The organism is Streptomyces sp. NPDC088097 (genome assembly GCF_044741845.1).
GTDB lineage: Bacteria > Actinomycetota > Actinomycetes > Streptomycetales > Streptomycetaceae > Streptomyces.
Window position 1 is genome coordinate 780,727 of record NZ_JBIUTJ010000001.1, and the last position, 24,130, is coordinate 804,856.

The 24,130-nt window shown below is 74.3% G+C and carries 17 protein-coding genes; 4 read left to right on the forward strand and 13 right to left on the reverse strand.

All coding sequences use genetic code 11. From position 1 onward, the window contains the following. Positions 1 to 122 precede the first annotated feature (122 nt). Positions 123 to 1,166: an NlpC/P60 family protein gene (locus tag ACIOD1_RS03440; protein WP_365622896.1), complete on the forward strand. Its 1,044-nt coding sequence runs from the start codon at positions 123 to 125 to the stop codon at positions 1,164 to 1,166. A 12-nt stretch (positions 1,167 to 1,178) separates the two neighbouring features. Here ACIOD1_RS03440 and ACIOD1_RS03445 read toward each other — a convergent pair whose 3' ends face one another. From ACIOD1_RS03445 to ACIOD1_RS03455, 3 genes are read right to left on the reverse strand one after another with little or no spacing between them, the layout of a single operon-like run. Continuing rightward, positions 1,179 to 2,354 carry an alpha/beta hydrolase-fold protein gene (locus tag ACIOD1_RS03445; protein WP_365622898.1) on the reverse strand — a complete coding sequence of 392 codons (1,176 nt, stop codon included), beginning with the start codon at positions 2,352 to 2,354 and terminating at the stop codon, positions 1,179 to 1,181. A 26-nt stretch (positions 2,355 to 2,380) separates the two neighbouring features. Then, on the reverse strand, positions 2,381 to 3,070 hold the full coding sequence (locus ACIOD1_RS03450) for a response regulator transcription factor (RefSeq protein WP_365622900.1): 690 nt from the start codon (positions 3,068 to 3,070) through the stop codon (positions 2,381 to 2,383). Beyond that, positions 3,067 to 4,353: a PspC domain-containing protein gene (locus ACIOD1_RS03455; protein ID WP_401899881.1), complete on the reverse strand. Its 1,287-nt coding sequence runs from the start codon at positions 4,351 to 4,353 to the stop codon at positions 3,067 to 3,069. Before ACIOD1_RS03455 ends, ACIOD1_RS03450 begins: the two co-directional genes overlap by 4 nt. Before the next feature lie 131 nt (positions 4,354 to 4,484). Between ACIOD1_RS03455 and ACIOD1_RS03460 the strand changes: the two genes are divergently transcribed. Both ACIOD1_RS03460 and ACIOD1_RS03465 read left to right on the forward strand, forming a co-directional pair. Next, on the forward strand, positions 4,485 to 5,804 hold the full coding sequence (locus ACIOD1_RS03460) for a PspC domain-containing protein (protein WP_365622904.1): 1,320 nt from the start codon (positions 4,485 to 4,487) through the stop codon (positions 5,802 to 5,804). Continuing rightward, on the forward strand, positions 5,791 to 6,015 hold the full coding sequence (locus ACIOD1_RS03465) for a hypothetical protein (protein WP_365622906.1): 225 nt from the start codon (positions 5,791 to 5,793) through the stop codon (positions 6,013 to 6,015). Before ACIOD1_RS03460 ends, ACIOD1_RS03465 begins: the two co-directional genes overlap by 14 nt. Here ACIOD1_RS03465 and ACIOD1_RS03470 read toward each other — a convergent pair. The 4 genes from ACIOD1_RS03470 to guaA form a co-directional block, all read right to left on the reverse strand. Next, positions 5,979 to 6,467, reverse strand: coding sequence for a DoxX family protein (locus ACIOD1_RS03470; RefSeq protein ID WP_365622908.1), 489 nt, complete (start codon positions 6,465 to 6,467; stop codon positions 5,979 to 5,981). The genes ACIOD1_RS03465 and ACIOD1_RS03470 overlap by 37 nt on opposite strands. Positions 6,468 to 6,486: 19 nt before the next feature. Next, positions 6,487 to 7,752 (reverse strand): hypothetical protein, encoded by a 1,266-nt coding sequence (locus tag ACIOD1_RS03475; RefSeq protein WP_365622910.1) that lies wholly within the window; start codon positions 7,750 to 7,752, stop codon positions 6,487 to 6,489. A gap of 94 nt (positions 7,753 to 7,846) precedes the next feature. Continuing rightward, positions 7,847 to 8,647 (reverse strand): class II aldolase/adducin family protein, encoded by an 801-nt coding sequence (locus ACIOD1_RS03480; protein ID WP_365622912.1) that lies wholly within the window; start codon positions 8,645 to 8,647, stop codon positions 7,847 to 7,849. Between the two features lie 172 nt (positions 8,648 to 8,819). Then, the gene (guaA, locus tag ACIOD1_RS03485) at positions 8,820 to 10,412 is read right to left on the reverse strand and encodes a glutamine-hydrolyzing GMP synthase (RefSeq protein WP_365622914.1); all 1,593 of its coding nucleotides are present in this window, start codon (positions 10,410 to 10,412) and stop codon (positions 8,820 to 8,822) included. A gap of 299 nt (positions 10,413 to 10,711) precedes the next feature. Here guaA and ACIOD1_RS03490 point away from each other — a divergent pair, with 299 nt between their 5' ends. Further along, the gene (locus ACIOD1_RS03490; RefSeq protein WP_365622916.1) at positions 10,712 to 10,999 is read left to right on the forward strand and encodes a chorismate mutase; all 288 of its coding nucleotides are present in this window, start codon (positions 10,712 to 10,714) and stop codon (positions 10,997 to 10,999) included. 272 nt (positions 11,000 to 11,271) lie between these two features. Here ACIOD1_RS03490 and ACIOD1_RS03495 read toward each other — a convergent pair whose 3' ends face one another. The 6 genes from ACIOD1_RS03495 to ACIOD1_RS03520 form a co-directional block, all read right to left on the reverse strand. Continuing rightward, positions 11,272 to 13,092, reverse strand: a complete 1,821-nt coding sequence (locus tag ACIOD1_RS03495; protein ID WP_401899885.1) for a hypothetical protein — start codon at positions 13,090 to 13,092, stop codon at positions 11,272 to 11,274. Between the two features lie 166 nt (positions 13,093 to 13,258). Next, positions 13,259 to 15,091 carry a GMC oxidoreductase gene (locus ACIOD1_RS03500; RefSeq protein WP_401899887.1) on the reverse strand — a complete coding sequence of 611 codons (1,833 nt, stop codon included), beginning with the start codon at positions 15,089 to 15,091 and terminating at the stop codon, positions 13,259 to 13,261. A 25-nt stretch (positions 15,092 to 15,116) separates the two neighbouring features. Beyond that, on the reverse strand, positions 15,117 to 16,748 hold the full coding sequence (locus ACIOD1_RS03505; RefSeq protein WP_365622922.1) for a succinic semialdehyde dehydrogenase: 1,632 nt from the start codon (positions 16,746 to 16,748) through the stop codon (positions 15,117 to 15,119). A 168-nt stretch (positions 16,749 to 16,916) separates the two neighbouring features. Then, complete coding sequence (locus ACIOD1_RS03510; RefSeq protein ID WP_365622924.1) at positions 16,917 to 18,566, reverse strand: serine/threonine-protein kinase; 1,650 nt, start codon at positions 18,564 to 18,566, stop codon at positions 16,917 to 16,919. Positions 18,567 to 18,680: 114 nt separating this feature from the next. Further along, positions 18,681 to 21,260: a serine/threonine protein kinase gene (locus ACIOD1_RS03515; protein ID WP_401899889.1), complete on the reverse strand. Its 2,580-nt coding sequence runs from the start codon at positions 21,258 to 21,260 to the stop codon at positions 18,681 to 18,683. A 121-nt stretch (positions 21,261 to 21,381) separates the two neighbouring features. Next, positions 21,382 to 24,105, reverse strand: coding sequence for a protein kinase (locus ACIOD1_RS03520; RefSeq protein ID WP_401899892.1), 2,724 nt, complete (start codon positions 24,103 to 24,105; stop codon positions 21,382 to 21,384). Between the last annotated feature and the right edge of the window lie 25 nt (positions 24,106 to 24,130).

Here is a 24,130-nt window from a genome sequence, read left to right on the forward strand (position 1 = left end):
CCGTTCGGTCATCGACGATCACCGGCGGTCGGAGTGGGCCAGTTCGGAGCAAGCCGTCATCTGCCCGTGACCTTCCGGTTTAGCGTCCTCCCCCAGGACCGACGGAAGGACGTGAGGCCCCCGTGGCCAGTCATCGAAAGCCCAGGCAGCGCCCGCTCTCCGGCGGCACCGTGAGGACCGCCGCCACCCTCGTCCTCGCGGGCGCTGCGACCGCCACCGCCTTCGAAGGCACCTCCCAGGCCGAGCCCCAACTCAGCCCCGCCGAGGTCAAGACGCAGGTCGACCGGCTCTACGGGGAGGCCGAGGAGGCCACCGAGCGGTACAACGGGGCGAAGGAGGAGGCGGATTCCGCCGAGCGGGCCCTGTCGGGCCTGCGGGACGAGACCGCCCGCAAGACGGACCGGCTGAACACCGCCCGGCGCGCGCTCGGTTCGCTCGCCGCCACCCAGTACCGCAGCGGGGGCCTGGGCCCCGCCCTCCAGTTGGCGATGGCCACCGACCCGCAGGACTACCTGGAGCGGGCCTCCCTGCTGACCCGGGCCGGCGACCGCACCGTCGCCGAGGTGTCCTCCGTACGGCGCGGGCTCGACGAGGTCGGGCAGCTGCGCGACAAGGCCGCCTCCCAGCTCACGGACCTCCGGGGCCGGCAGAGCGCGCTGGCCGGGCAGAAGGCCGCCATCGAGGCCAAGCTGAACACCGCCAGGGAGCTGCTGGCCCGCCTCACCGCCGAGGAACGGGCGGCCTACGAGGCCCAGTCGGGCGGCGCCGGCGCCCCGACCGGCTCCGCGCGACCCGCGCCCCCGGCCCCCACCGACGGCTCCCGCGCGGCCCGGGCGGTGGCCTTCGCGTACGGGGCGATCGGCAAGCCGTACGTCTGGGGGGCGACGGGACCGGGCTCGTTCGACTGCTCGGGGCTCACCCAGGCGGCCTGGCGCGCGGCCGGGGTGTCGCTCCCCCGCACCACCTACACCCAGATCAACGCCGGACAGCGGGTCTCGCGCGGCCAACTCGCCCCCGGTGACCTGGTCTTCTTCTACGCGGGGGTCACCCATGTCGGCATGTACGTCGGCAACGGCCAGATGATCCACGCCCCGCGCCCCGGCTCGACGGTCCGCCTCGCCCCGGTGGACTCGATGCCCTGGGCGGGCGCGGCCCGTCCGGCGTGACGGCCGGGGCCCCTACGGCGTCCGGACCTGCTTGCTCAGCCATCCGAAGGTCTGCGGGATCTGCCGCGACCAGGACTCCAGGTTGTGCCCGCCGGTGACCTTCTCCGCGTGCACCGAGGTCGGGCTCTGCGCCAGGCCCTTGAGGTCCGTACCGGACAGGTAGCCGTCCTGCTCGGCGCCCGACATCCACAGAGCCACCGCCGGAGGGGTGGGCCGGCCCTTGAGCAGCTCCTTCAGGTTGTGCTCGCGACGGGTCTGCGGGTCCTGCGCGACCAGCGAACTCGGCTCCTGACCGGGGTCGTTGTAGCCGGACAGCGAGACGGCGGCGCTGTAGCGGTCGGGGTGCAGGACGGCCAGCTTGGCGGCGCAGTAGGCGCCCGCCGAGTAGCCGGCCACGCCCCAGGTGCGGGCCTCGTCGGAGGCGCGGAAGTTGTCGGTGACCATCTTGCGGACGTCGACGCTGAACCAGCTGTCGGCGTTGACCTTGCCGGGGAGGTTGGCGCAGCCGGTGTCGGCGTTGCCGACGAGCATGGCGCGCGGGGAGACCAGGATGAAGGGCGCCACCTTGCCCTCCTTCATCAGCGGCTCCAGCACCTCGTGCGCGTGGAGTCCCTGGAACCAGGACTTGCCCGTCCCGGGGATGCCGGGGATCAGCTCCACCACCGGGAACTTCTTGTCCTTGTAGGCCGGGTCGTCGTACTGGGGCGGCAGCCACACCATGACGTCGCCCTTGACCCCGGAGATCTTCCCGTCCAGTTCGGTCTTGCGGACCCGCCCGCCGAGCCCGTCGACCGGCGCGAACTCCTGGCGGACCTTGGGCTCTTCCCGCACCTGCTCGGCCTTCTTGCCGCCGAGCCCGTCGGGGCCGAGGTCGGGGGCGGCGGTCACGTACTTCCCGGTGCCGAGGAGGTCGCCCCAGGAGGCGTAGAAGTTCATGTCGCGATTGACCGCGACGAACACCAGGGCGACGGCGGTGACCTGGGCGAAGACCACCATCGTGCCGCGCGCGGCGAGGCGCGCCACGGCGGGGCCGCGGACCTTGCCCCACACGGCCAGTGGCAGGGCGACGCCGATCGCGGCCAGGGCGATCGTCGTCGCGAAGAAGGTGGTCCCCGTCAGGCTCATCACGCCGGCGAAGACCGTCCGCGCGGCCGTCCGGTTGCCCGCCGCCCGTGCGTCGTGGATCACATCCCGAGCGGGCGGCGGGGCGGGGGTCAGACCAGGCGGCGGGCCGTCGCCCAGCGGGTCAGTTCGTGGCGGTTGGAGAGCTGGAGCTTCCTGAGGACCGCCGAGACGTGCGATTCGACGGTCTTCACCGAGATGAACAGCTGCTTGGCGATCTCCTTGTACGCGTACCCGCGCGCGATCAGCCGCAGCACCTCGCGCTCGCGCTGGGTGAGGCGGTCGAGGTCCTCGTCCACCGGCGGCGCGTCCGTGGAGGCGAAGGCGTCGAGGACGAAGCCGGCCAGTCGCGGGGAGAACACCGCGTCGCCCTCCTGTACGCGGAAGACGGACTTCACCAGGTCGGCGCCGGTGATGTTCTTGGTGACGTACCCGCGGGCACCGCCGCGGATGACCCCGATGACGTCCTCGGCGGCGTCGGAGACCGACAGCGCCAGGAAGCGCACCGGGTTCTCGACGGCGCCCATCAGCGGGGCGCAGCGGCGCAGCACCTCGACGCCGCCGCCGCCGGGCAGGTGCACGTCGAGGAGGACCACCTCGGGGCGGGTGGCGGTGATGACGGTGACGGCCTGGTCCACGTCGGCGGCCTCGCCCACGACCTCCACCCCGGTGCGCGCGGTCTCCCCGATCTCCGCCTGGACTCCCGTACGGAACATGCGGTGGTCGTCGACGAGCACCACCCTGACCCGTCGGGTCTCCGTCACAGCGTTGTCCTCCGTCATGCCGCCCTCTCCATCTCCAGCTCGACTTCCGTGCCGCCGTCGGGCGCGGACCGCAGCCGGGCGGTCCCGCCGTTGCGCTGCATCCGGCCGATGATCGATTCTCGTACGCCCATGCGGTCGTCCGGTACCGCGTCGATGTCGAAGCCCGGTCCGCGATCCCGTACGGACACGAACACCGTGCGTCCCTCGACCTCCGCGTACACCTGCACCGGTCCCCCCTCGCCACCGTACTTGGCGGCGTTGACCATCGCCTCGCGCGCGGCCTGGATCTGTGCGGCCAGCTTCTCGTCGAGCGGGCAGTCCCCGACGAGGACCACCTCGATGGGGACGCCGTGGTGGTCCTCGACCTCGGCCGCGGTCTTCTTGACGGCCTCGGCGAAGGTGGCCGGCTCCTCCGCCTCGTCCTTGCCGGTGCCCTCGGGCTTGTAGAGCCAGTTCCGCAGCTCGCGTTCCTGGGCGCGGGCGAGCCGGCGGACCTCGCCCGCGTCCTCGGCGTTGCGCTGGATCAGGGTGAGGGTGTGCAGGACGGAGTCGTGGACGTGGGCGGCGACCTCGGCGCGCTCCTGGGCCCGGATGCGCATCAGTCGTTCCTCGGAGAGGTCCTGGGTCATCCGGATCAGCCAGGGTCCGGCGAGGAGGGCCACGCCGACGAGGACGGCGAGGGTGGCGGTGAGGACGTTGCCGAGCTGGGCCGCGGAGCCGCGCACGACGATGAAGACGGTCAGGCCCACTCCGACGAGGACGACTCCGGCGAGGGCCCGGCCCACTTGGAGGAGGCGGCCGTTCCTGCCGGCGACGTCGCTCCAGTGGGCGCGGCGGGCGTTGTCGGCCTGGCGCCAGACGAGGACGACGCCGGCGCCGACGAGCAGGGTCGGCCAGACGTAGCGACCGCCGGCGCCGCCGACGGAGAGCTGGGAGGCGAAGATCGCGACGCCGACGACGAGGGCGATCAGCCCGGACACGGCTCCCTTGTCCGGCTTGCGCAGGTGGCGGGTGCCGTCGGGGAGGGTCTCGAACCAGGAGTGGTGGCCGCTGCTGCCGCCCACGCCGAGCGGGACGAAGACCCAGAAGGCGGCGTAGAGCAGCATCCCCAGCCCGTCGCCGAACATGAACATGCCGAGGAAGGCGAGCCGGACCCAGAGCACGGGCAGTCCGAGGTGCCCGGCGAGGCCGCGCGCGACGCCGCCGAGCATCCGGCCGTCGGCGCTGCGGTAGAGCTTGCGCGGCGGCGGGACTTCGGTGTCCGCGAGGTGCGGAGGGCGGGGAGCGACTGCTACGGGCATGCCACCAAGGGTCACACGCGTGGGGGCGCCGGGACATCAGGGCGTTCCCCCAGTCGCACCGGGGGGATATCAGGGTTGCGCCAGGGTCGGCCCCGGTGCCGCGGGCGGGCCGGGGACGTCACCATGGACCCATGACCGACGTACACGACGCCCCGCCGGCGGATCCCGGGGCACCCGCCCCGGGAGAACGCCCACCCCTGCGCCGCAGCAAGCGCGACAAGGTCCTCGCGGGCGTGTGCGGCGGCCTCGGCCGGTACTTCGACCTGGACCCGGTGGTGTTCCGGATCGTCCTGGCGGTGCTGACCGTCACCGGTGGCGTCGGTCTGATCTTCTACGGGTTCGCCTGGCTGCTGCTGCCCCAGGAGGGCGAGGAGGACAGCGAGGGCAAGAAGCTGCTCACCGGCCGCGTCGAGGGGTCCACCCTGGCGGCGGTGTTCGGCGCCCTCGTGGGCTGCGCCCTGTTCCTGTCGATGGTGGACAACGGGGTGATGGGAGCCTTCTCCGTACTGGTCGTCCTGGCCCTGGGCGGGGCCTCGTACTGGTCCCAGCGCCACCGCCACACCCCGCCCGCCGAGGCGGGTTCCGCCGACTCCGAGCGGCCGGTCGGACACCGGCCGGCGCCGCCGGAGACCCAGGCCCCACCGGTGCCCGGGAGCCCGTCGTGGTGGCGGGACCCGCTGGTGAAGGACGGCACGACCGGCCCGGTCGGCGCCACCGGCTACCTGTGGGGCCCCGACGACACTCCCGCCGACGCCGCCGGGTCGGTCGCGGACGGCGCCCCGGCGCGGGCGCGTCCCGGGTCCCCGGACCGACGGCGGGGCGGGGGCATCGGCGGCCGGGTGTTCGTCCTGGCCCTGCTCGCCGGCGGGGCCGGCACCGCCGCGGTCTGGGACGGCAGCACCCTCTCGCACGCCCTCCAGGTGGGGCTGGCCTGCTCGCTCGCCGCGTTCGGGCTGGGTCTGGCCGTCAGCTCCGTCAAGGGCCGCACCGGCTTCGGCACGGTCCTGCTGGGGCTGGTCACGGCCGGACTGCTGGCGGGGGCGTCCGTCCTGCCGCGCGAGATCGGCACGGACTGGCACGACGTGAAGTGGCGTCCGGCGTCGGTGGCCGAGGTCGCCCCGAGCTACACCTCGGGCACCGGGCTCGCGACCTTGGACCTGAGCCGCCTGGACGTGCCGAAGGGGACCACGGTGTCGGTCCACGCCTCCATCGAGTCGGGCCGGCTCAAGGTGATCGTCCCCCGGGAGGTCACCGCGGAGGCGGACGTCACGATCCGCCTCGGCGACATCGAGATCCCGGGCGAGGCCGGGCCGGGCATCCGGATCAAGAGCGGCGGGGAAACCCGGCGGGAGACCCTGCCCCCGGCCGCCGGCACCGAGGCCGGCGGGACGATCGAGCTGCACCTCAGCGCGGGTGTGGGACAGGTGGAGGTGGCCCGTGCGGCGTCATGAGTTCCAGCCGGGACGGCTGTTGGCCGGTCTGGTCCTGATCGCGAGCGGGGTCCTCTACCTGCTCGACGCGGCGGGCGAGGCCGATGTCGCGTGGTTCGCGGTGGTCCCGCTCGCCCTGGGCGGACTCGCCCTGGCGGCCCTGGTCGGGCTGGTCACGTACGCGGTACGGCGCGATCAGCGCGACCGGATCATCGAGTCCACCGACCAGTAGGGCGCTCCGGCGAGGACCAGCGGGATCCAGGCCATCAGGTAGATCAGGTCGTTGCCGTAGTAGTACGGGGTCACCGCCCAGGACACGGTGAGCCAGAGGCTGAGCGAGATCAGCGCACCGCCCGCGGCCGCGACCCGGGTCAGGATCCCCGCGAGCACGCCCAGCCCGACGAGGAGTTCCCCGATGGCGATGGCGATGCCGAAGCCGACGGGGGCCTTGAGGGACAGGTCCACCAGGGCGGGGATCGCGGAGGTGTCGCGCACCCCGCGCATCAGCTCGCCGATGGAGCCGGTGCCGGAGGCGGACAGGAACGCGGAGTCGGTCAGCTTGTCGAGCCCCGCGTAGACGAACGTCACGCCGAGGAAGATCCGCAGCGGGAGGAGGGCGTGGCGGGCGGCCGAATCTCTGAGCGGGGTGGTCCGCTGCCCTGGGAGAACGTCGGTTCGGGTCACGCCCCCATGTCTACCCGCTTCACTCGGCCACGTCGATGGCGTAGCGGTTGGATTCCACCCCCGCGGCGGTCACCACCTGGATCTCCATGCGGCCCGGTTCGACCTCCGCGGGCACCGGTACGGTCAGCACCGCGTCGGACGGGCTGCTGAATCCGCCCGCCACCGGGACCAGCGGCACGTGCACGTGGACGGCTCCGATCCGTACGACCAATCGGGCGAGCATCTCCGGGGTCTGCGCCCCCGGCGGTACGAAGCCCACGCCCCGGATCTCGATGTCGTCGCCGGGGCGCAGCGCGGCGTCGATGTCCCCGGGCTCGCGCCTGCGGACCACGGACAGTACGAGCGGACGGCTGCCCTCGGCGTACTTGGCGGCCAGGTACACGACCGCCGAGAGCGCCACGAGCAGCGCGAGGGACCAGGGCAGCCGGGGCAGCCGGTCGGGGAAGCGGGCCAGCGACACCGCCGCGTAGGCCAGCACGACCGTGGAGACCAGGACGTACTGGGCGTCGGTGAAGCTCCCCCGGCCCGCGTCGTCGGTGAGCAGGTCGGCGCCGGTGGGGCGGTCCGCCGGGAGCTTCTGGAGCCGCTGCCCGGCGATCCGGACCGCCACGACCCGGCGTACGAGCACGGCCGCCCCGGAGGTCAGGGCGAGCACCGACAGCAGGGGCAGCGCCCGGTCCAGGGCGAGCCCGTCGTAGAGGGTCTGGCGCTCCGGTCCGGGCGAGGACGCCGCGAGGCGCAGCGCCGGCAGCAGGGCGGCGAAGGCCGTGAGGACCAGCCAGGCGGCCGGGACGGCCCGGGAGGTGGACAGCCGGTTGTCCTCGCCGACCAGCGGGGCCAGCAGTCCGCCGCGCAGGGTCTGGGCGCGGGCGGCGACGGTGAGCAGCCCGGCCAGGACCAGGGCGGCCAGCAGGCCGGCGGTGCGGGCGGTGGACCAGCCGGTGCCGAGCGCGGTGCCGACCTGGACGACGAGCAGCACCCCGGCGGCGATCCACAGGGTGAGGACGGCCCGTCTGGACAGGAGGTACAGCCAGGAGTGGCCGGCCTCCCGGCCCCGGTCGGCGACCGTCCGGGCGGACAGGGTCAGCTCGTCGGACACCCATTGGCGGGACGCTCCGGCGGAGCGCGCCACCGCGGCGGGCAGGCCCTGTCCGGAGGCGAACTCGTCGCGCTTCTCCAGGAAGGCGGCCACCGCCCGACGGTGTCCCTCGCGGGCTCCGTGCGGGCAGTCGTCGCAGGTGCAGGCGCCGCCGTGGGTACTTCGGGGGATCTCTTGGACAGCCACGCGCGTGCCGCCTCTCTGAACTCCGGTGCAATGCCAGCGAATTGTGCACCACTGCGGTAGTGCTCCGGATTGCGCACGATGTCAGAGCAGGTGATTAACCGTTCATGATGTTGACGCCGGCCCCGCCCGCGGCGCCGGCGGCCTCCCGCAGCGGCTGGTAGCTGACCCAGGCGGCCAGGTCCGAGCCGAAGCGTCCGCGCGTCAGGGCCGCGCTGCGGTGGTCGATGGGCACCGGCTTCCCGGCGGCCCGCGCGATCAGCTGGACCTGCGCGGCCCGTTCGGCGGCGACGAACCACCAGACGGCCGCCTCCACCGAGTCACCGACCGTCAGCAGGCCCCGGTTGCGCAGGATCAGCGCCTTGTACGGGCCGAGCGCGCGCCCGATCCGCGCGGGGTCCTCTGCGGCGGCGTACTCGTCCAGCAGGGCGTGGTCCTCGTAGAAGGCACAGGCCTCCTCGGTGACGGGGGCCAGCAGCTCCCCGAGGCAGGCCAGGGCGCGCCCGTACGGGCCCTGCGTCCGCACGACGGCCACCACCTCGGGGCGCTCCCGGTGGACGGCGGCGTGCACCGCGAAGGCCAGCTCGTTGACCCGGCGCTCCCCCCGGAGCACCCGCCCCGCCCCGTCGACGAGCAGCAGGTCCCGGGCGGTCAGCCCGGAGAAGGCCCGCCCGAAGGGGTTCACCCAGCAGCAGTCCTCGAACTCCGGGTCCCGTACGGAGACCTGTCCGGCCACCCCGTCCTCGTACCCGAGCCGCCCCAGCAGCCGCAGCGCCTCGGCGAGCCGCTCCTTGCGGTGGGCGCGCTCGGCGGCCGGGCCGTCGTGCACGGGCGGCATCGCGAAGCCCAGCCTCTCCACGGGCACGGGTACGGGCTGCTCGGCCATGGGCGCCTCCATGCGGATCGGACCGCGGACTTCGGGTCGCGGGCGTCGGGTCGCGGACTCGGGTCGCGGACTTTCGGGTCGCGGCGCAAGGTACCGGTGGCCGGGCGAGGAGGCCATACACGCGACGGAGCCGCCGCTCCCCGAGGAGAGCGGCGGCTCCGTCACGCACGGCGGGCGGGGAGTGCTACTCCCACTCGATGGTGCCCGGGGGCTTGCTGGTGCAGTCCAGGACCACGCGGTTCACGTCCGGGACCTCGTTGGTGATCCGGGTGGAGATCGTCGCGAGCACCTCGTACGGCATGCGCGTCCAGTCCGCGGTCATCGCGTCCTCGGAGGAGACGGGGCGCAGCACGATCGGGTGGCCGTAGGTGCGGCCGTCGCCCTGGACGCCGACGCTGCGGACGTCCGCGAGCAGCACGACCGGGCACTGCCAGATCTCCCGGTCCAGGCCGGCGGCGGTCAGCTCGTGGCGGGCGATGGCGTCGGCCTCGCGCAGCAGGTCCAGGCGCTCCTTGGTGACCTCGCCGACGATGCGGATGCCGAGGCCGGGGCCGGGGAAGGGCTGGCGCTGGACGATCTCGTCCGGCAGGCCCAGCTCCTGGCCGACCATCCGGACCTCGTCCTTGAACAGCTGGCGCAGCGGCTCGACCAGCTCGAACTCGATGTCGTCGGGGAGGCCGCCCACGTTGTGGTGGGACTTGATGTTGGCGGTGCCGGTGCCGCCGCCGGACTCGACGACGTCCGGGTACAGGGTGCCCTGGACCAGGAAGGCCACGTCGGCGCCGCCCTCGGCGATGATCTCGGCCTGGGCCTGCTCGAAGACGCGGATGAACTCGCGGCCGATGATCTTGCGCTTGGTCTCCGGGTCGGAGACCCCGGCCAGGGCGTTCAGGAAGCGCTCCTGGGCGTCGACGACCTTCAGCTGGACGCCGGTGGCGGCCACGAAGTCCTTCTCGACCTGCTCGGTCTCGCCCTTGCGCATCAGACCGTGGTCCACGTACACGCAGGTCAGCTGGGAGCCGATGGCCTTCTGCACGAGGGCCGCGGCGACCGCGGAGTCCACTCCGCCGGACAGGCCGCAGATGGCGCGCTTGTCGCCGACCTGCTCGCGGATGGCCGCGACCTGCTCCTCGACGATGTTGCCGGTGGTCCAAGTGGGGGCCAGGCCGGCGCCGCGGTAGAGGAAGTGCTCCAGGATCTGCTGGCCGTGCGTGGAGTGCATGACCTCGGGGTGGTACTGGACCCCGTACAGCTTCTTCTCGTCGTCCTCGAAGGCCGCGACCGGAACCACGTTCGTGGAGGCGGTGACGGAGAAGCCCTCGGGCGCCGCGGAGCAGGCGTCGCCGTGCGACATCCACACCGACTGGTTGTCGGGGGTGCCCTCGAAGAGGGTGGAGCCGGGCTTGGAGACGGCCAGCGGGGTGCGGCCGTACTCACGGGCGCCGGTGTTGTCGACCCGCCCGCCGAGGGTGACCGCCATCAGCTGGAAGCCGTAGCACATGCCGAAGACGGGGACGCCGGCCTCGAACAGCGCACGGGCGTCGTCCAGACGCGGGGCGCCCTCCTCGTACACGGAGGACGGACCGCCGGAGAGGATGATCGCCTTCGGGTCCTTGGCGAGCATCTCGGCCACGGGCATCGTGCTGGGCACGATCTCGCTGTAGACGCGGGCCTCGCGCACGCGGCGGGCGATGAGCTGGGCGTACTGGGCGCCGAAGTCGACGACGAGAACCGTGTCCGGGGCGCTGTCGTGGGCGGCGGAGGGTGCTTCTGGCACGGGGCAGGCCTTCCGGCGGAAGAGGTGGCTGTTTTGTCGATTCTAACGGGGGACACCGGGGCCCTTTCGTCTCACCGTCCGAACCGGCTTGGCAAGCGGAGGGACGGAAGGTAATAATCCGTCCCATGCGCAAGCAGCTGAGCTTCCTGTTTACCTATGGCACCGGTCGGTCCGGTCGCCATGGGTCCTCGTGATGCTCGCTTGAGCCGCTGACTTCCCAGAGCGCCCCGGTCCGACAGGACCGGGGCGCTCTGGCGTTTCCCCCGGACCTGCGGACCCCACCCGACAGGAGACCGACCGTGAACACGACCGCCACCGCCCCTGCTCCCGCCCCCGCCACCGCCCCCGAGCAGCTGATCGCCGACAGCCGCGAGCGCATCGACGCCCTCGACGACCGGATCATCGGGCTGATCCAGGAACGGATGGCCGTCTCGACCGTCATCCAGGAGGCCCGGATCACCTCGGGCGGACGCCGCGTGCACCTGTCGCGCGAGATGGAGGTGCTCGCGCACTGGAGCGACGCCCTCGGCCGGCCCGGGACCTCCCTGGCGATGACCGTGCTGGAGCTGTGCCGCGGCCGGGTCTGAGCCCGCCGGGCCCGCGGGCGGACGTTCGACACCCGTCCGGACCGTGACCGGCCCCGGCGGCCTTCGTTGGTGGGGATGTCCGCGCCGGCCAGGCGCGGGTCCGCACCACCACGCGTGGGTCTGCGGGAGCGATGAGACGTGCCGCCCGACGGCGCGCGTCGTGGGACCTCGCTCCCTCTTGTGACCGGAAGGCAGGGGACAGCAGCCCGGTCACCGTTGGAGGACGGCCGGTCCGAGGGACGCCTCGGGCCGGCCGTTTCGCCGTCCGCGCCCTACGCCGCCGGGCGCCGCCGACGCGTCGACAGGTACAGCGCCCCGCCCCCGGCCACCAGCAGCGCCCCGCCCGAGCCGATCAGCAGGGCCACCGCCTCGTTCCCGGCCGGTCCCCGCGCGGGCATCCCGTCCCGTCCGTGCGCCGAGGCGCTCGCGCCCGGGTCCGTCCCGCCCGGGAGGAGCACCACGCTCCCGGACCCGCCCGGGGCCGGGAGCCCCACCCCGTGACCCGGCGTCGCAACGGCGAGGCCGGTCGCGTTCACCGTGAAGGCGGCCGTGTCGTTGACCGGGTTCGGGTCGAGGGGGTGCCGTTCGGACACGCCGCCCGGGCCGCGCCGGCCCGCGGTGACGGAGCCCAGGGCGTCCGGGATCACCTTCTCGATCCGCAGCTCGAAGCGGAACCTCGCCTCCTCGGCCTCCGGCAGTACGGGGCCGGTCGCGCAGACGTAGCGGGCGGAACCGGCTCCCGCCACCGGGGCGCAGGCCCCGGGGGCCCCGACCACCCGGACGCCCTGCGGGACGACCACGTCCGCCACCGCCGCCGGGGCCGCCGAGCGGGGGTCCGCCAGCCGGGCCGGGCCGAGGTTGCGCACGACGGCCACGGCCGTGACCACGGCTCCGGCCGGGCCCTTCAGCCGCAGCGGATCGGCCACGAGGTCGGCGGTGTTCGGCACGGCGAAGTCGAACGCGCGCCGGCGCTCGGCGCCGGGAGGGGTCGGGGGGAGGGTCGGCGCGTCCCACGTCCGGCGCGCGAGGAGCGTGCGGTCACCGCCGTAGGGGCGCCCGGTCAGGGGCGGGGGGCGGCTGCCGGAGGGGGCGTCGGCCGGTCGGACTCCGTAGCCGAGCAGTTCCGCGGCGGCGTGCGCGCCGGCCCGGAGCCGCGGCGGGCCGGCGGCGGCGAGTTCGTACGTCGCCCCGGCCTCGAACTCGCCGTCCAGGGAGCAGAGCGCGCGGGTCGTGGCGCGGGTGTCCCGGTAGGAGCAGTTGTCGTAGCGCTCCTCGAATTCCATGCCCCGGGTGACCTCCAGCTCCAGGACGGCGCCGCGCGCCGGCTCGGTGCCGAGGTTCGTGAACGCGAGCGGCAACGGCTGGCTCTCGCCGGGCTTCGGGTCGCGCCGCAGGTCCAGCTCCGCGACGAGCAGGTCCGGGCCGCCGACGCGGACGGTCGTGGTGGCGGGCGCGATCGTGGCCCCGGCCACCGCGCCGGTCACCGTGACGTCCCCGGTGGCCCCGGGCACGGCGCCCGGTTCGGCGATCAGCTCCAAGTCGGCGCCCCGGCCGGCCGCGGGGCCCCGGTCCGTGCAGACCAGGGTGGTTCCGGAGGGCACGCACGAGCCGGCGGGCGCCGCCCCGTCGCCCCGGACCCGGGCCTCCCGTACGGTCGCCAGCCCGGCGAGCCCGGCCAGTTCCACGGTGAAGGTGAACTCCCCCGCGAACGCCCCGCCCGATCCGCCGCCCGATCCGTCGCCCGCGTCCCCGCCGGACTCCGCACCGGTCGCGCCCGACTCGACACCCGCGGCCCCGAAGCCCGCGGCCCCGAAGCCCAACCCCTCGACGCCGCCCCAGGTCTCGACGCCCGTCGCCCCGGACCCGGTGGTCCCGAACCACGAGATCCCGAACTCCGGGGTCCCGGTCTCCGGTGCGCCCAGGCGGAAGGTCAGCGCCGCCGGCCGCGGATCGCCCGTCGCCGGGTGCGCCGGCAGGGCCAGGGTGGCCGGCGCCTCCAGTCGGAAGACCGGTTCCCCGGCGTCCGCGGGAGCGGTGGCCAGCCCCGTGGCCACCAGGCCCCCGGCGACCGCCAGGGAGATGCGCTGTCTCATGCACCCTGTGACCCGTGGGACCGGGCCACAGTTGCGCGGCTCACCGTGTGACCGACGCCACAACCCCCGGTCCGGGATTCCGGTACAACCTTCTCCGGCGACCGCCTGTCCACTCTTGTACCGCGGCGGGTACCGCGCTCGGAGGGGGAGCGCGGTACCCGCCCGGTCATGTCCCGGCTTCCGTTTCCGCTTCGGCCGACTGTGCCGTGTCCCGGCGGGACGGCACCTCGGGGACCGCGAGGAAGGGCAGCCGCAGCGCGCCGAAGGCCTCCTTGGGGACGGCCGGACGGGCCGGCTCCACCGCCTCCAGACGGACGTACGCCGCTCCCTGCTCGGGCCGCGGGTCCGCCTCGCCGTTGTTCGGCCAGTACGACATCGCCCGCTCGGCCTGCGCGGTGATGGTCAGCGACGGGTTGACCCCGAGGTTCGCCGAGACCGCCGAGCCGTCCACCACCGAGATGCCCGGGTGCCCGTAGAGCCGGTGGTAGGGGTCCACCACCCCCTCCTCGGGCGAGGCGCCGATCGGGCAACCACCGAGGAAGTGCGCGGTGAGCGGGGTCCCCATCAGCTCGCCGACGTTGCTGCCGGGGAAGCCGTTGATCTCCTCGGCCAGCAGGGTCGCCGCCCGGGTGGCCTCCTCGATCTGCACCGGGTTCGGCGCCCCGTGGCCCTGACGGGCGGTCAACAGGCCCTTGCCGGGGCCGCCGGGCTTGCGGTACGTCGTCAGGGAGTTGTCCACGGACTGCATGACCAGGCCGATGATGGTCCGCTCCGACCAACGCCGGTTCGACAGGGAGCGCGCCAGTTGCAGGGGGTGGCGGGCGGTACGGGCGAACCAGGCCCGGACCCGGTGGCGGGCGTAGGGCACCTGGAGGATGGTCATGAACCCCATGGCGTTGGAACCCTTGCCGTACCGGACGGGCTCGATGTGGGTGTCGGCGTTGGGGTGCACCGACGAGGTGATCGCCACGCCCTTGGTGAAGTCCGGCCGACTGTCCGGCCCGTGGCGCCTGCGGTAGCGCCGCTCGTCGGTCTGGGCGCCGACCAGACCCTCGGAGTTGGTGCGGGTCAGGTCGCCGAGGCGCTCCGAGAGGCGCGGCAGTTCGCCCAGGTCCTTCATGGTGTGCAGCAGGGTCTGGGTGCCGTACGTACCGGCCGCGACGACCACGTACCGGGCGCGCAGCACCTTCGCGCGGCCCTTGCGGCGGTGGTCGGTGGGGACGGTGCGGACGCGGTGGCCGCCGTCGGGGTGTTCGGAGACGGCGGTGACCGTGGTCATGGGGTGGATGACGGCACCGGCCCGCTCGGCCAGGTGCAGGTAGTTCTCGTTGAGGGTGTTCTTCGCACCGTGCCGGCAGCCCGTCATGCACTCGCCGCACTCGGTGCAGCCGCTGCGGGCGGGGCCGGCGCCACCGAAGTACGGGTCCGGGACCTCCTGGCCGGGGCCCGCCGCGGCCTGCCCCTCGGCGTCCCCGCCGTCTCCGAAGAAGACGCCGACGGGGGCCATGTGGAAGGAGTCGGCGACGCCCATCTTCTCGGCGACCGCCTTGAGGTGGACGTCGGAGGGGGTCAGCGTCGGGTTGAGCCGGACGCCGAGCATCCGCTTCGCCTGGTCGTAGTACGGGGCCAGTTCCGCGGCCCAGTCGGTGACCGAGGCCCACTGCCGGTCCTCGAAGAAGGCCGCGGGCGGCACGTAGAGGGTGTTGGCGTAGTTGAGCGAGCCGCCGCCCACCCCGGCCCCCGCGAGGACCATCACGTTGCCGAGCAGGTGGATGCGCTGGATCCCGTACAGGCCGAGGGCCGGGGCCCACAGGTAGTTGCGCAGGTCCCAGCTGTTCTTCGGCAGGCTCGCGCGGGTGAAGCGTCGGCCGGCCTCCAGCACGCCGACGCGGTAGCCCTTCTCGGTGAGGCGCAGTGCCGAGACCGACCCTCCGAAGCCCGATCCGATGACGATGACGTCGTAGTCGTAAGCGTGGTCCTGGCCGTGGTCGTACGACACTGCGTTGCCTCCCGGGCGGTCGTGCCTAACGGAATCGGAGCGCCTTCAAGACCTTGAGGCTGCGGGTCATGAACTCGGCGTACTTGGCGTCGTCCATGCCCATCGAGGGCGCCATGGGCAGCAGCCGCTGGTGGGCCACGGTCTGGGCCTCGGTGTACTTGAGGATGCCCTCGGAGCCGTGCCGGCGGCCGAGGCCGGAGTCCTTCATGCCGCCCATCGGGGCCTGGGCGCTGCCGTAGGCGGGCGCGTAGCCCTCGTTGATGTTGACGGTGCCGGTGCGCAGGCGGGCGGCGACGGAGTGGCCCCGGCGGGCGTCCTTGGTCCAGACGCTGGAGTTGAGGCCGTAGGCGGTGGCGTTGGCCTCGGCGACGGCCGCGTCCTCGTCGGTGAAGCGGTAGATCGAGACGACCGGGCCGAAGGTCTCCTCGCCGCAGACCGCCATCGGGGCCTCGACGCCGTCGAGGATGGTGGGCTCGTAGAAGAGCGGGCCGATGTCGGGGCGGGCGACGCCGCCGGCGACGAGGGTGGCGCCCTTGGCGACGGCCTCGTCCACGTGCCGCCGCACGGTCTCCAGCTGGCGTTCGCCGACCAGGGAGCCCATGTCGGCGCCGTAGGCGAGGGAGTTGCCGAGCCGCATGGCCTTGGTGCGGGCCGCGAAGCGCTCGACGAAGGCGTCGGCGATCGAGGCGTGGACGTAGAGCCGCTCGATGGAGATGCACAGCTGTCCGGCGGAGGAGAAGCAGGCGCGGACGGCGCCGGCGGCGGCCTTCTCCACGTCGGCGTCGGCGAGGACGAGCATGGCGTTCTTGCCGCCGAGTTCGAGGGAGACGCCGACGAGGCGGTCGGCCGCGCCCCGGGCGACCTCGCGGCCGGTCCGGGTGGAGCCGGTGAAGGAGACGTAGTCGGCGTGCTTGACCACCTCGGGTCCGACGACGGGGCCCTCGCCGAGGACGATCTGGAAGACCTCGGCGGGCAGGCCGGCCTCGATCAGCAGGTCACGGGCCCACAGGGCGGTGAGCGCGGTCTCGGTGTCGGGCTTCATCACAACGGCGTTGCCGGAGACGAAGGCGGGCAGGGCGTCACCGACGGAGAGTTCGAGGGGGTAGTTCCACGGGGCGATCTGGCCGACGACCCCGCGCGGCTGACGCAGTTCGGTGACCTTGGTGAGGGTGGGGATCGCCCCGGTGTGGCCCTTGGGGCGCAGGTAGCCGGGGGCCTTGCGGCCGTAGTGGCGGGCGGCGATCGCGACGGCCTGCACCTCCTCGTGGGCGTGCAGGCGGGCCTTTCCGGTCTCCAGCTGGATCAGGTCGAGCACCTCGGCCTGGCGGGCCAGGACCAGGTCGTGGAAGCGCAGCAGGACGGCGGCCCGCCGGCGTACGGGGACCGCGGCCCACCGGGGCTGTGCGGCGCGGGCCTTCGCGAAGGCCGCCGCCACGTCCTCGGGACCGGCCTCGGGCAGGTCCGCCAGCTTGTCCCCGGTGAAGGGGGTGTGGTTGGCGGTGCGTCCGGAGCCGAGGACCCCGCGGGTCAGCCTGGCGACCAGCGCGGGAGTGACCACGTCGGCGGCGGTGCGGGCACCGGCCGGGGCCGGGGCGAGCGGGTTGGTGGGCTGGGGTTCGGCGCGGAGGGGGGCGGCGGGGGCCTGCGAGTCCGTCATGGCGGTGAGCGTATTCCGCCCGCGAGCCTTTGGGTACCCGTGGGTAACCGGATTTTGCCAATTCTGCCGGCGATCGCTGGCGCGATCGGCGGAGGATGGCGCGATCCCCCCGGCCGCGCGGCTCGCTCGGGCCCACCGGGCCCCTGGAACCCCCGGGCGGGGACCCGGTCAGCCCTTCTTCGAGGCGGGCTGCCAGCCCGTGAGCACCATGTCGAAGTGCGCGCGGAGCTTGGACCACTCCGCGGCCGGCCCCGACAGGTAGATCGCGTACTCGGTGCCGTCCGGGGCCACGTACATCTGCTCGATGGCCCGGCGGGGACCGGCGAGGGGGCCCTTCTCCGTCCAGGTGAAGTCCCACAGGCCCGCCTGCTCAGTGCCCCGGAAGCCGTTCTGGTGCAGGGCCTGGCGCTTGTAGTCGGTGCGCTGCTGGAGCTGCTTCTCCATGTCGAGGAGGTGCATGTACGGGTTCGGGTACTCCGACTTCGCGGCGACGGCGATCCGCAGCAGGTGCCGCCCGTTGTCCGGGGTGTAGTCGATCTGGGTCCCGTCGAGCTGGCGCCGCCAGCCGTCCGGGACGAAGAGCGAGAAGCCGGCCGGGTCCTCGGCCTTGGCGTAGCCCGCCGGAGGAGTGGCCGACGCCGGGCCGTCGACCTTGACGCCGTCGCCGTCCTTGGCCGGCTGGTCGGGGGCGCCGGTCGACCGGTCGGCGGCGCCGCCGTCGCGCAGGCCGTCGCCGCCGCCGCCGAGGTACGTCAGCACCCCGAAGACCCCGCCGCCGCCGAGCAGCGCCGCCACGAGGGCGACGCCGGCGGCACGCTTGAGCCGGCCCGAGGTGCCCCCGGTCGGGGGCGCGGGCGGGGCGGTGGAGGGCGGCGCGGGGGTGCGGTGCTCGGCCCGGACGTCGGCGCGGGGCTCCGGGGGCCGGGCGGGAACCTGCTCCTCGGCGCTCAGGACGCGCGTGGGCACGTACGCCTGGGCCGCCTTGGGAGCACGGCCCTCCATGGCCTCGATCAGCATCCGCTCGGCCTCGGCGGCGGAGGGGCGCTCGGCGGGGTCCTTGCGCAGCAGCGCCGTGATGACGGGGCCCAGCGCGCCGGCCTGGACCGGCGCGGGCGGCTCGTCGTTCACCACGGCCTGGAGGCTGGAGATGGGCGAGGTGCGGCGGAAGGGCGAACGGGCCTCGACGGCCGTGTAGAGGGTGGCGCCCAGCGACCAGAGGTCCGAGGAGGGGTCGGGAGCGCCTCCGGTGACCCGCTCGGGGGCCAGGTAGTCGATGGAGCCGACGAGTTCGCCCGTCCGCGTGATGGAGGAGTCGCCCTCGATCGCGGCGATCCCGAAGTCGGTCAGCAGCACCCGGCCGTCCTTGGCCAGCAGGACGTTGCCCGGCTTCACGTCCCGGTGCAGTACGCCGACCTTGTGCGCGGCGCGCAGGGCGCCCAGGACGTGCAGGCCGATCCGGGCGGCCTCACGGGGCTCGATCCGGCCCGCGGCCTTGGCCGCCTCGGCGAGGGAGGGGCCGTCGATGTACTCCATGACGATCCACGGCCGGTCGTCGTGTTCCAGCACGTCGTGAACGGTGACGACCGCCGGGTGCTGGATGCGTGCCGCGGCCCGGGCCTCCTTCTGGGTCCGGGCGTGCAGAACCTCACGGTCGGCCTGGGCGACGTACAGACCCGCCGTCAGTTCCTTGACCGCGACCGTCCGGTGCAGCAGCTCGTCGTGAGCGCGCCACACCTTGCCCATGCCACCGCTGCCGATGGGCTCCACGAGCCGGTAACGGCCCGCGAGCACCGCGCCCGCGCCTGTCTGCTGTTCCACGAATTCCCGCCGCTCTGTGCACTCCGGGCCAGATTACGGAGCCCGCGGGCGAAGTCGCAGCCGTGCGGGGCCCGTGAGACAGCACTGTGACGCAATCGCCGTACTGATGGACTGTCAGCCTCCGGATTTGTAACTCGCCGTGGCCTTCTCGAAGACGTCGGTGACCTTGTCCTCCTCGTCCTTCGGGCCCGTCACCATGACGACGTGGTAGGTCCCGCCGAGGGCCACCACGAAGTTGCGGGCCAGGACGGTACGGCCCGTCGAGTCGATCCAGGTGTACCGACCCGTCACCCGCAGCTGTCCGCCCACGGTGGTGGACTTGACGTCCCCCGACTCCGCCCAGGTCGAATTGCGCCAGGGGGACAGCTCCGGCTCCTTGTCCTGCTGGTACCCCTTCGGGTCCGGATTGCCCTCGACCCGGTCCCGGCCGGGGACCACGGTGAGGGTGAACGCGCCCTGCACGTAGCGGACCTGACCGGCTTCGTTGATGCCGCGCCGGGCCCAGTCCTTGGGGACGGCGATGGCGAAGTGCTCCGGGTCCTGCTCCAGGGTGAAGCCCTCGGGAGCGGGCCCGTCGGTCTGTCCGGCGGCCTTGGACTGCGAGGCCGGGGCGGAGGGCGTGGCGGCGCCGGAGGGGCGCGGGGTGGGGGTGGCGCTCTTGCCGGGGGTGGGGGCCGCCGGGCTCTGGGCGGCCGTGTTCTGCCGGTCCGGCTCCTCGGTCCCGCCCGAACGCGGCATGAACAGCATGGCGTACGCCACCGCCGCCGCGCACAGCGCCAACACCCCGACCAGCAGGGTCCGGCCGAGCGCGCGGGGCTTGTGGGGGGCGGCCGGGTTGCGGTGGCGGCCGTGCAACTCCCCCCGCCGGCGCACCTCGGGCAGGCTCGCCGGGTCCGGTTCGGCCATGGGGAGCATGGCGAAGTCCCCGTCGGGCTCCGGGGCGGAGCGCACCAGGGAGCGCAGCCAGCCGCGCAGTTCCTCGAAGTCGGGCCGCTCGGTCGGGTCCTGGCGCAGCAGGGACTCCACGACCGGGCGCAGCGGGCCGCACTCCTCGGCGAAGGCGGGGGGCTCCGCGCATACCAGCTCGACGAGTTCCGCCACGCTCTCCTCGGGGTACGGGGCGTGGCCCTGGACCGCTCGGTACAGCAGGGCGCCCAGGGCCCAGAGGTCGGTGGCGGGACCGACGGGCGCGGCCAACTGCCAGTGCCCGTGCACGGGTCCGGCCTGCTCGGGCGCCCACCGCTCGGTGACGGCGCCGATGACGGCCATCCGGGTCTGGCGGGCGCGCTCGGCGTCGAGGCCGGTGCGGGGGCCGCCGTAGTCCCCGCCACCGGCGTTCCAGCCGCCGCGGTCGCGGGGGCCGGTGTCCCAGCCACCGCGGCCGGTGTCCCGGGCGCCACCGGATCGGCCGTCGCCGGATCGGCCGTCGCCCGCCCGGCCGTCGGGGAGGACGGGCGGCGGTGCGTCCGGCGCGGCCTCGGCCTGGCGGTAGCCCTGCGGGAGGGCGAGCCGGGCGGGCAGGGCGGCGGGTCGGTCCGCTTCGGGGGCGGGCGGCGGTGCGGGCAGCGCGGCGGGCCCGGGTGCGGGCTCCGGCTCCCGGTACCGCTCCGGCTCCGGCACGGGCTCCGGTGTGGGATCCGGCTCCGGGGCGCGCTCCGGCGCGGGCTCGGCCGGGCGGCGGGGGGCGGCTCCGTGCCAGGGGGTGGCGGCCGCGGTGTCCGGGCCGCCGTACGGGAACGCGTACTCCTGGGGGAGGTTCGCCCCCGTCGGAGGGAGCCTCGGCACGACGACGGGCCCGCGCTCCTGCGCCACCTTCGCGGCGGCGGCCCGGGTGCCGGTCCGGTACGCGGCGATGGTGCCCGCGCGGGCGGTGGCCTCCAGGTCGGCGGGGCCGGGCTGCGGCTCGGGGCGGGGCTGCGGGAGCGCCGGCGGGGCCTGCGGAGGCTCAAGGGCCTGCGGAGCCGCCGGTTCCGGGAGGATGTGGTCGGTGTAGCGGGGCCCGGTGTCGTAGCCGGGCGCCACCAGCGGTGCGTACGCCGGGTTCCCCGCGCTCGGGGGCGGGGGCTCCCAACCCGTCGGGGGGAGCGGGAAGTCGGCCGGGTCGTCCGGGTCGGGGTCCGGCGGGGGCACCGGGTCGTAGCCGCACAGGGCCTCCTCGGCGGCGCCCGCCGCCAGGCCCGTCAGGACCACCCGCCCGTCGTCGCATATCAGCACCGTCCGGACGGTGATGTTGCGGTGGGTCCAGCCGTGGGCGTGCAGCACGCGCAGGGCCGTCAGCACGTCGGAGGCCACTTCCGCCGCACGGTAGGGGCTCATCGGTTCGTCGGCGATCAGCGCGGCCAGCGGCCTGGCGGGGACGAGTTCGCTCACGATCCACAGTGAGCCGCCCTCCGCGAAGACGTCGAAGACCTGGTCCAGACGCGGGTGGTCGGGTACGGAGGCGGCGGCCTGCGCGGCGGCGATGGCCCGCCGCACGGCCGGTATTTCGGCGCTCGGATGCCGCTCGGCGGCCGTCGTGTACGTCCCGTCGAGCAGCTCGGCGTCCACGACCTCCGGCAACGGCACCTGCCGTACGAGGACTTCCTGGCCGCTGCGCGTGTCGAAGGCCCGCGTCTCGATCAGCTCGTACTCGTCGGACGGCGGCAACGGCAGACGGTAGCGGTCGGCCAGGATCCGGCCCGCGTAGTCCTCCACATCGCCTCCCCCGAGTGCGGGGGCGCCGCCCAGCGGTAGCTGGGGGCGGGTCCCCCAACGGCCCCGCTGACACGATACGTCGCCCGGGCCGCCCGCGTCCCGGGCTTGCGCGGCCCGCCCGTCAGTCCAGCGACTGGAACGTCTGGAACGCCGTGTCGCGCATCTGCGTGCACTCGGGGCCGTCCCACTGGTCCACCGGGCAGCTGATCATGATGGCGTAGCCGTGCTTGGCGTCGGCCCGGAAGCCCCGGTTCAGCACCCGGATCTTCTGGCCGTTCTGCTCGCGCTCGAACTCCCAGTCGGCGACGGTCGGGTAGTCCCGGTACTGCACGGTGTCCACCCGCAGGAGCCGGTAGCCCTTGCTGCTGCCGGCCACGGCCGGAGCCAGCTCCAGCCAGGAGGCCCTGGCGTCCTTGCCGGGCGAGGAGGTGTAGTCGACCTGGATCCGGGGGAATCCGCCGTCGCGGCTGTAGATGCCGCCGGAGTTCTCGCCCGCCGTGCCGGTCCGGTGGAAGCCGTCCGGCATGGCCATCGAGAAGTGGAAGCCGAGTTCGGTCAGCGTGGTGAACCCGGCGGGGACGGCGCCTCCCGGCGCGCCCGGACCGGCTCCCTGGCCCTGGCTTTGGCCCTGGCCTTGACCCTGTCCGGTGTCACCGCTCGGGGCTCCGCTCCCGGCGGGCTGCGAGGGCGAGGGAGAGGGCGAGGCGGACGGGCCGGTGGCGGGCGAGGCGCCGGGCTGGGCACCCGCTGCGGAACCGCCGGGCGAGGCGCTGCCGGAGGAGACCGGGCCCGGGGCCGCCTTGCCGGCGTCCTTGCTCCCCTTGTCCTCGTCGTCGCCCCGCAGGCCGTAGACGATCAGGGACGCGATGACGGCGAGGACCACGACCACGCCGACGATCACGAGGACGATGGTGCGACGCGGTACGACGTCGGTGAGCGAGGCCGTGACCGGTGCGGGCCGGGACGCGGGGGCCTCGGCGGCGGAGGCGGCGGACGCGGCCGCGGCTTCCGCGGCGGCCGCCTTGCGGGCCGACTTGAGTGCGGCGCGGGTGCGTTCGCGCTGCTCGCGCTCGCGGCGCTCGCGGTCCTTGCGGGCCGCCTTCTCGGCGGCCTTCTCCGCCGCCTTCTCGGCAGCCCTCTCCGCGTCGGCCTCGGCCTTGCTCTTGGTCAGGGATATGAGCCGGGTCTCCTCGACCTCCGGGAGCGGCACGGGCTCCGGCTCGGGCTCGGGTTCCGGGGAGTTGACGACGGCGGTGAGCATGGCGCGCGCACGGTCGTCGTCGAGGCGCCGGTCCGGGTCCTTGACCAGCAGCCCGTAGATCACCTCGGTGAGGGGGCCGGCGTTCTTCGGCGGGTCGACGGCCTCGGTCATCACGGCGGTGAGCGTGGCGAGCGCGGAGCCCTTGTCATACGGGGGCACGCCTTCGACGGCCGCGTAGAGCAGCCCGCCGAGGGACCACATGTCCGCGGGCGGGCCGGGCTTCTGGCCGCGGGCGCGCTCGGGGGAGATGTAGGAGGGGGCGCCGACGAGCATGCCGGTGGAGGTGACGGAGGGGTCGCCCTCGACCTGCGCGATGCCGAAGTCGGTGAGGACGACGCGACCGCTGCCGGAGATGAGCACGTTGGAGGGCTTCACGTCGCGGTGCAGGATCCCCTGCCGGTGGGCGGCGCGGAGCACTTCGAGCACCGCGAGGCCGACCTCGGCGGCGCGGTGCGGGGTGAGGGGGCCGTTCTCCCGGACGAACTCGGCGAGCGAGGAGCCCTCGATGAGCTCCATGACGATCCACGGCCGGCCGTCCTCGTCGACCACGTCGAAGACGGTGACGGCGCCCTCGCTGCGGATCCGCGCGATGGCCTTGGCCTCGCGGAGGGTACGGGTGATCAGCCGGCGCTTCTCGTCCTCGTCGACGCCGTGGCCGAAGCGGAGCTCCTTGACGGCGACGGTCCGGCCCAGGACCTCGTCCTCGGCGCGCCAGACCGTGCCCATGCCGCCCTTGCCGAGCACGGATCCGAGCCGGTACCTCCGCGCGAGGAGCCGGCCCTTGTCCTGGCCGTCCTCGCCCTCGCCCTTGGCGGCGTCCGGCCCGGCGGCGCCGGCCTTCGGCGCCCCGGGCTTCCGGTCCGCGGGACGGGCCTCGGCCCGAACGGGCGCGCCCTTGGCCGCGCCGGCCGGCTTCGCGCCCTCGGCACCGGCCTTCACGTCCCCGGGAACGGTCTTCGCGTCCCCGGGAGCGGCCTTCGCGCCCTCGGCACCGGCCTTGGCGCCGCCGGGAACGGTCTTCGCGCCCTCGGCGCCGGCCTTCGCCACCGGAGCGTCCTGCCCGGCCGCGGCCACCTTAGGCTCTGCGGGCTTCGCGTCCACGGGGCCGGCCTTCGGCCCCGCATCCGGCTCGCGGTCCGCCGGGCCGGCCTTCTCCCGCGGCGCGTCAGTCCGCGAACCGGCGCCGGACTTGCCGTCGCCGGAGGCGGACTTCTCCCCGGGGCCGTCCTGCTCCGCACCGGTAAGGGACTTCGACAACGTCGGCTCCGGCTTCGCGGCGGCCGACTTCGCCACGGCGGGCTTCGCGGCAGCGGTCTTCGTAACGCCGGGCTTCGTAGCACCAGGCTTCGTAACGCCGGGCTTCGTAGCGCCAGGCTTCGCGGCAGCCGGCTTCGCCGCCTCGGCGTCCGGCCCGGCATCGGGCTCCGAACCGGCGTCGGACCCGGGCTTCGGGTCCGGATCGGCGGCCGACGACGACTCCGAGCGGGACTTCGCCGCGTCCGCAGCCTTCCCCGACTTCGCCTCCGGCTCCGCCTCAGGCGACTCCGCCCCGACAGGCGACTCGGTGTGCTCCGGCTTCGACATGCGTCCCCTCTGCGATCGTGCAGCG